Here is a 6,495-nt window from a genome sequence, read left to right as displayed (position 1 = left end):
GGGTCGTACAGCACGCAGGCCTGGCCGGGGGCGACGCCTTCTTCCAGCACGTCGAACACCAGGCGCGGTTCGCCGTCGACCAGGGCCAGGCGGCCCGGGACGGGTTCGCGGGTCGAGCGCACGCGGGCCAGCACCGGCGCGCCGCCGGCGGCGGCGGCTTCCAGGCTGTCCTCGGCGCCCAGCCAGTTGGCTTCCTTCAAGGAGAGCGCCTGGGTCAACAGCGCCTCGCGCGGGCCGACGATGACCTGGCGCTTGTCGGCGTCGATCTTGACGACGAACAGCGGGTCGCCGACGGCGATGTTCAGGCCCCGCCGCTGGCCGATCGTGTAGCGGGTCACGCCCTCGTGGCGGCCCAGCACGCGGCCGTCCATGTGCACCAGGTCGCCCGGGATCGCGCCGTGCGGCCGGATCCGGTCGATCACCGTGGTGTACTTGCCCTCGGGCACGAAGCAGATGTCCTGGCTGTCGGGCTTGTCGGCGATGGCCAGGCCCAACTCGGCGGCCACCAGGCGCACGGTCGGCTTGTCCATGCCGCCCAGCGGGAAGCGCAGGAAGTCCAGCTGCTCGGCCGTGGTGGCGAACAGGAAATAGCTCTGGTCCTTGGCCGGGTCGGCGGCGCGGCGCAGCTGCGGGCGGTTGCCGCCGCCGGCAAAGGCGCGCTGCACGTAGTGGCCGGTGGCCATGGCCTCGGCGCCCAGGTCGCGGGCCACGTCCAGCAGGTCGCGGAACTTGACGGTCTGATTGCAGCGCACGCAGGGGATCGGCGTCTCGCCGCGCAGATAGGCGTCGGCGAACTCCTCGATCACCTGCTCCTTGAAGCGGCTTTCGTAGTCCAGCACGTAGTGCGGGATGCCGATCCGCTCGGCCGCCATGCGGGCGTCCATGATGTCCTGACCCGCGCAGCACGCGCCCTTCTTGGCGATCGCCGCGCCGTGGTCGTAGAGCTGCAGGGTGACGCCGACCACGTCGTAGCCGGCCTTGGCCAGCAGGGCGGCGGTGACGGTGGAGTCGACGCCCCCGGACATGGCCGCGACGATCCGTGTCCCGACCGGCAGGCCCACGGCCGCGCGCGCCTGCTCGACCGCGCGGTCGAGGGCGGAGGGGGCGGCGGTCGTGTCGAAGAGAGCGGTGTCGGCGTCCATCGCGGCCATATAGCGGTTCGGGGGCGGTTTTGCGAGGTTGCGGGTGTCGCGGCCTTGGAGGGGCCAGCGTCGACTACCCTAACGACCGGGGCGAAACTCGGTAGTCGCACCGATTGAGGGCGCCACGGGAACCGGGCTTGGCTGGCGCCGATGTCGAACGGTCGGAAAGGACCCGTGAGATGAGCGCGACCCCCAACGCGGACGAACCGGCGCCGGTCACCGTCCATAACTTCGTCCGGGCCGAAACCGACATGTACTTCGCCAGGTCGGTCGCCGATGGCGCCTTCGGCAAACTTCTGCACAACCGAGCGCCGGTCGCGATCGACGCCCAGACGGTGGTGCGCTGCAACCGCGACACGCTCTATTCGATGGGCGTCTTCGACCTGTCCGCCGGTCCGGTGACGATCACGTTGCCCGATGTCGGCGCGCGCTTCATGTCGATGCAGGTGCTGTCGCAGGACCACTACACGCTCGAGGTGGTCTACGGCCCGGCCCGACGCGTCTACGACCAGGCCCAGGTCGGGACGCGCTATCTGTTCCTGATCATCCGGACCCTTGCCGATCCCAACGACCCCGCCGACGTCAAGGCGGCCAACGCCGCCCAGGACGAGATCGTGACATCGCAGGCGGCGAGCGGTGTGTTCGAGGTTCCGACCTGGGATCCGGTCTCGCAGGGACGGATACGCGACGCCCTGGCCGTGCTGGGCGCCTCGGGCGGTCTTTCCAGGGCGTTCGGGACCCCGGAAGAGGTCGATCCGATCGACCGTCTGATCGGCGCCGCGATCGGCTGGGGCGGCAATCCGCCGGAGGCCGCGTCCTATGACAGCATCGAGCCGCGACGTAACGACGGCAAGACCGTCCATGTCCTGACCGTCAAGGATGTGCCGGTCGACGGCTTCTGGTCGCTCAGCGTCTACAACGCCAAGGGTTTCTTCGAGGCCGGCGGGCAGGGCGGCTATTCGCTCAACAACCTGACCGCCAAGCCCGAGGCCGACGGCTCGTTCCGGGTGCAGTTCGGCGGTTGCGGGCCGGACGTCGCCAACTGCCTGGCGATCATGCCCGGCTGGAACTACACGATCCGGCTCTATCGGCCCCGCAAGGCGATCCTCGACGGGTCTTGGACCTTCCCCGCCGCCCAGGCCGTGGGCTGAGGCGGCCTACTTCAGCACGTTCAGCAGCGACGAGTTCTGCAAGGACGCGAACACCTGGGCCGAGGCCTGGACGGCCAGCTTGGCGGACTCCAGGCGGGTGATCGCCTCGGCCATGTCGACGTCGGTGATGCCGCCGACCATGGTGGTCAGGGTGTCGGACTGGTTCGAGAGGTCCGTCTTGGCGGTCTCGAAGCGCTTCTGATTCAGGCCGTTCTGGGCCTGGGCGGTGACCAGCCCGGTCTTGACGCCGTCGAAGACGGGCAGCAGGCCCTTGAGGAAGTCGCTCTGGGCCTGGGTCAGCTTGCCGGTGAACGGCCCGTTGGCGTCGACATAGGCCTGGACCTGCTGGAAGGCGCCGTAGACGTTCGTGCCCAACTTGTCGGCGAGCTGTCCGGTGTTGACCGAGGTGGTGTCGTCGATGCGGTTGCTGGTGATGTACTGGTCGTTCTTGAACAGCGTGGCGATCGGCGGGCCGGCGGTCAGGTCGGCCATCTTGGTGGCGGTGGTCGGCGGGGTGTCGGACTTGGCGCCGGCGAACACGTAGCGGCCGTTGAACTTGCTGTTGAGCCCCTGCACGACGTCGCCGAACGCGCCGGTCATCTGCTGCATCAGGGTTTCGGCGCTGCCGGCCGCGATGGCGTTGGCGATGGCGTCGCGGGCCTCCTGGGTGGCGTCCGAGACCTGGCCGATGCCGATGTCCTGGACGTCCAGGCGGTTGGCGACCAGCGAGGTCTGGTCCATGAAGCCGGCCACCTTGGCCTGGGCCGATTTCATGGCCGTCAGGACCTCGGCGTTCTTGGCGTAGCCCTTCAGGTCGGTGGCGTTCTTCTGGCTGGAAACCTGCTCGCCGGCGATGTTCTGCAGCACCTGCGCGCGCATCAGGTTGCTGGTCATCACGCCGAAGTTGCCGGAGGTGGAGACGCGGGTCATGGCTTAACCTCAGATGATATTGGTGAGGACATCGAACATGTCCTTCGTCGCCTGGATCAGGCGGGCCGAGGCGTTGAACGCCTGTTGATAGGTGGTCAGGTTGACCAGCTCCTCGTCCAGGTTGACGCCCTCTTGCGACTGGCGCTGGGCGTCGACCTCGGTCTTTACGGAGTCGGCCGCTTCCTTGCGGCTGGTGGCGGAGTTGGCCTTGCGGGCGATCGAGCCGCTGAAGTCGGCGCCGTAGTTCAGGACGCTCTTCTTGGAGCCTGCCGCGTCGCCGGCGTTGGCGAAGCTGGCGGTGCTGTCGCCGGCCTTGGCCAGGGCCAGGGCGCCGCGGCCGTCGCCGACCGCCAGGGCCGGGACGCCGGCCGCCGCGGTCAGGTCCAGCTTGGCGAACGGCAGCTTGGAGGGATCGGCTTCCATCGCCGGGTCCATCTTGAACAGGCCGCCGCGGGTGCTGCGCTCGCTCATGCCGACGCCGAACAGCTGGCTGAGCGAGGGGCCGCCGACGCCGCGCTGGGTCAGGTCCTCGACCACCGACAGGGTGACCGGGGTGGCGCCGTTCGGCGTGAAGCTCAGCTCGCCCTTCGAGCCCAGGGCGAACGAGCCATAGAGGCCGACGCCCGAATTGCGCGAGTTCAGGGCGTCGATGGTTTCCTGCATCGAGCCGGTGCCGGTCGGGATGGCCACCTGGATGTCGCGGATGCGGCTGCCGTCGGTGTCGGTCAGGCGCAGGGTGATGGTCTGGCCGGGCGTGAAGCCGCTGGGATCGGCGGCGATCAGACCCGTCTCGTAGGGCGAGTAGCCGTCCGAGCGGATGATGTCGTTGAGACCGAAGAACTGGGAGAAGCCCTTGCCGGCCTTGGTCGAGGGCGTGGTGGCGTCATCGACGATGGCGATGCCGTTGGTCGCGGTCGTGGTGTTTAGGCTCAGCTCGCCGTTGGCGAAGCCCGCCGTGGCCGTGCCGCCCAGGGCGGTGTTCAGCTGGGTCAGGAAGTTGGTGTTGGTGAAGGCCGGGCCGGCCGCGCCGTTGACCGTCATGGTTCCGGCGCTGAAGTCGACATCGACGCGCTGGACGACGGCGCCGGCGGCGTTGGTGATGGCGATTGTGGTCTTGCCGGTGAAGTTCTTGAACGCCGAGGGGGCGTCCAGGCCGGTGTCCTTGCCGGTCATGCGGTTCGGCGCGGGGACCGAGCTGGCGGCGTTCGAGGCGCGGTTCAGCTCCTCGGCCGCGCGGCTGACGAACTCGCCCAGCTGGTCGGAAAGGTTGGGCAGTTCCTTGTTGCGCAGTTCCAGCAGACCCTGGATCTCGCCGTTGGTGACGGCCAGCGGCATGACCTGGCCGCCGCTGTTGGCGGTGACGACGGTCAGATAGCCGTTGGCCGGACCCGACTGATTGTAGGTGACCGTGGCGGGGCCGTTGCCGGCCAGGGTCACGCCCTCGGCCGAACGAACCACGACGCCGCCGTTCGTGCGGTCGCTGACCTGGATGTTCATGTAGGTCGACAGCTCGTTGATCAGTCCGCTCTGGACGTTCTCGGAGCCGGTGCCGTCGGCGCCCGACATCTTGGCGCGGGTGATGTCGACGTTCAGGGAGTCGATCTGCTTGAGCAGGTCGTTGACGCGGTCGACGTCGGCGCCGATGCGGTTGTCGGTGTCCTTGATCTGGTTCGACAGCGACGAGGTGATGCGCTTGCTCTCGCTGAGGAAGTCCTCGACCTTGGTCACGGCGCTGCTGCGCAGCAGGGTCGAGGAGGGGTCGTCCACCGCCATGGAGAAGGCGGCGTAGACGTCATCCAGCGTCGCGAAGAAGTTGGTGGTCGTGGTGGGGTCGCCGAACAGCTTCTGGGCGTTGTCCATCGCGGTCGCGATCACACCCGCACGTCCGGAATCAGAAGCGCCGTTCAGGCTGGCGGCGGCCATGAACTTGTCGGTGGCCCGCTTGATGGCGTCGATGTTGACGCCCACGCCCATGCCGTTCGACACCAGGTTCGACTGGGCGATCGTCTTGCGGACGTAACCGGCGGTGTTGATGTTGGCGATGTTGTCGGAAACGACGCGCAGGCCCGTCTGGGCCGCCATCATCCCCGAGGTCGCAACGTTCAAGATGGTGTTCAACGACATGATCTATTCTCCGGCCTGCTCGGCAAACCACGAACGGCACGACGCGACCTTGCCCGGCGAAAACTGCCGGGCGTTGTGGGGCTTCCCCCCATCGGCGATGTGCAAGCCATTGAAATTCATGGCAATTCGTTCCTGACGTCGAGCGAGCGACAGGAACCTATGCGCAAGGAGGGCGCCAACTCGGGGTGAGGCGCGACGACGCGGCAAGCCTGGTCGCATTAACCCTGTTTAGCCCGGCAAAAAGCGCCGTGGTCGGTCAATCCGAAGTCGTAAATGCAAGATTAACATCAGCTAAAACAGTTGGTTACGTCGATTTCGCGAGTTGGCCCGACGGTTGCTCAGGGAAGTCCGGATCAAGGCGTGTCCTCTTCGGGCCGCCATCCTCCGTGGACCTCATCGACGCATGACCGCGATCGCCGCTCCCACCTCCGTCCTTCCTTCGGCCCCGGCGCTCGCCGGCGGTTACGACAAGGATGCGGCTGAAGGTTTCGGCGCGCTGCTGGCTCAGACCGGAAGCGCGAACGACAAGTCCTCCACGCGAGACGCCCAGGACGCCGGCAAGGCCGCGGACAAGGCGCAGAACAACAAGGCCTCCGGCGCCAAGGCCGCCGCCGACCGGGCCGCCGACGCCAAGGCCGACAAGGCCGCGGACGCCTCGGACAAGACCGCCGACGTCAAGTCGCCCGCCAAGGCCGCCGACGCCGGCAAGGCCGGTGACAAGACCTCGGAGGCTTCCGCCACCGAGGGCAAGACCGACAGCAAGGATCAGGCCGCCGCCGCCGACACCACCGTCGCCGCCGCCGACGGCCAGGCCGTGGATGCGACCGGCGGCCAGACCGAGGCCGCCGCGATGGCCGCCGCCGCCCTGATCGCCGCCATGCAGGCCCCGACCGTCGAAGCGCCCAAGCCCTCCGGCGAGACCGCCCAAGCCGCCGCTCCGGCCGCGACCCAGGCGGCCGCGACGGAGGTCGCTCCGACCCCGGCCGCCGCCCAGGACGCGAAGGTCCAGGAAGCGGTCGTTCCCGCCGGCGCCCTGCTTTCCGAGCTCCCCGAGGCCGCGCCGGCCACCGACCTTGCACAACCGCCGCCGGTCTCGGCCGCCGAGCTCGCCGCCGCCGCGGCCGCCGCCAAGGCCAAGTCCGGTGCGG

At 68.5% G+C, this 6,495-nt stretch carries 4 protein-coding genes and 1 pseudogene; 2 read left to right on the top strand and 3 right to left on the bottom strand.

The annotated features are described in order from the left end of the window. The coding region (gene mnmA, locus AC1DZ6_RS16390; protein WP_477098211.1) for a tRNA 2-thiouridine(34) synthase MnmA at positions 1–1,151 on the bottom strand (1,151 nt) is incomplete at its 3' end. Positions 1,152–1,321: 170 nt separating this feature from the next. Between mnmA and AC1DZ6_RS16385 the strand changes: the two genes are divergently transcribed. Continuing rightward, the gene (locus tag AC1DZ6_RS16385; protein ID WP_477098210.1) at positions 1,322–2,293 is read left to right on the top strand and encodes a DUF1254 domain-containing protein; all 972 of its coding nucleotides are present in this window, start codon (positions 1,322–1,324) and stop codon (positions 2,291–2,293) included. A gap of 6 nt (positions 2,294–2,299) precedes the next feature. On the opposite strand, the gene AC1DZ6_RS16380 is transcribed toward AC1DZ6_RS16385, so the two are convergent. Together AC1DZ6_RS16380 and flgK are read right to left on the bottom strand one after the other, a co-directional pair. Then, positions 2,300–3,223 (bottom strand): flagellin, encoded by a 924-nt coding sequence (locus tag AC1DZ6_RS16380; RefSeq protein WP_477098209.1) that lies wholly within the window; start codon positions 3,221–3,223, stop codon positions 2,300–2,302. Between the two features lie 9 nt (positions 3,224–3,232). Beyond that, the gene (gene flgK / locus AC1DZ6_RS16375) at positions 3,233–5,347 is read right to left on the bottom strand and encodes a flagellar hook-associated protein FlgK (protein ID WP_477098208.1); all 2,115 of its coding nucleotides are present in this window, start codon (positions 5,345–5,347) and stop codon (positions 3,233–3,235) included. Positions 5,348–5,750: 403 nt separating this feature from the next. On the opposite strand from flgK, the pseudogene AC1DZ6_RS16370 reads away from it, so the two are divergent. Further along, positions 5,751–6,495, top strand: a pseudogene (locus tag AC1DZ6_RS16370) (flagellar hook-length control protein FliK); the annotation flags it as partial.

It is taken from the genome of Caulobacter sp. P1_B12_2 (assembly GCF_056406675.1).
The sequence above is the reverse complement of the archived record's forward strand: the minus strand, read 5'-3'. Positions and strand labels throughout refer to the sequence as shown.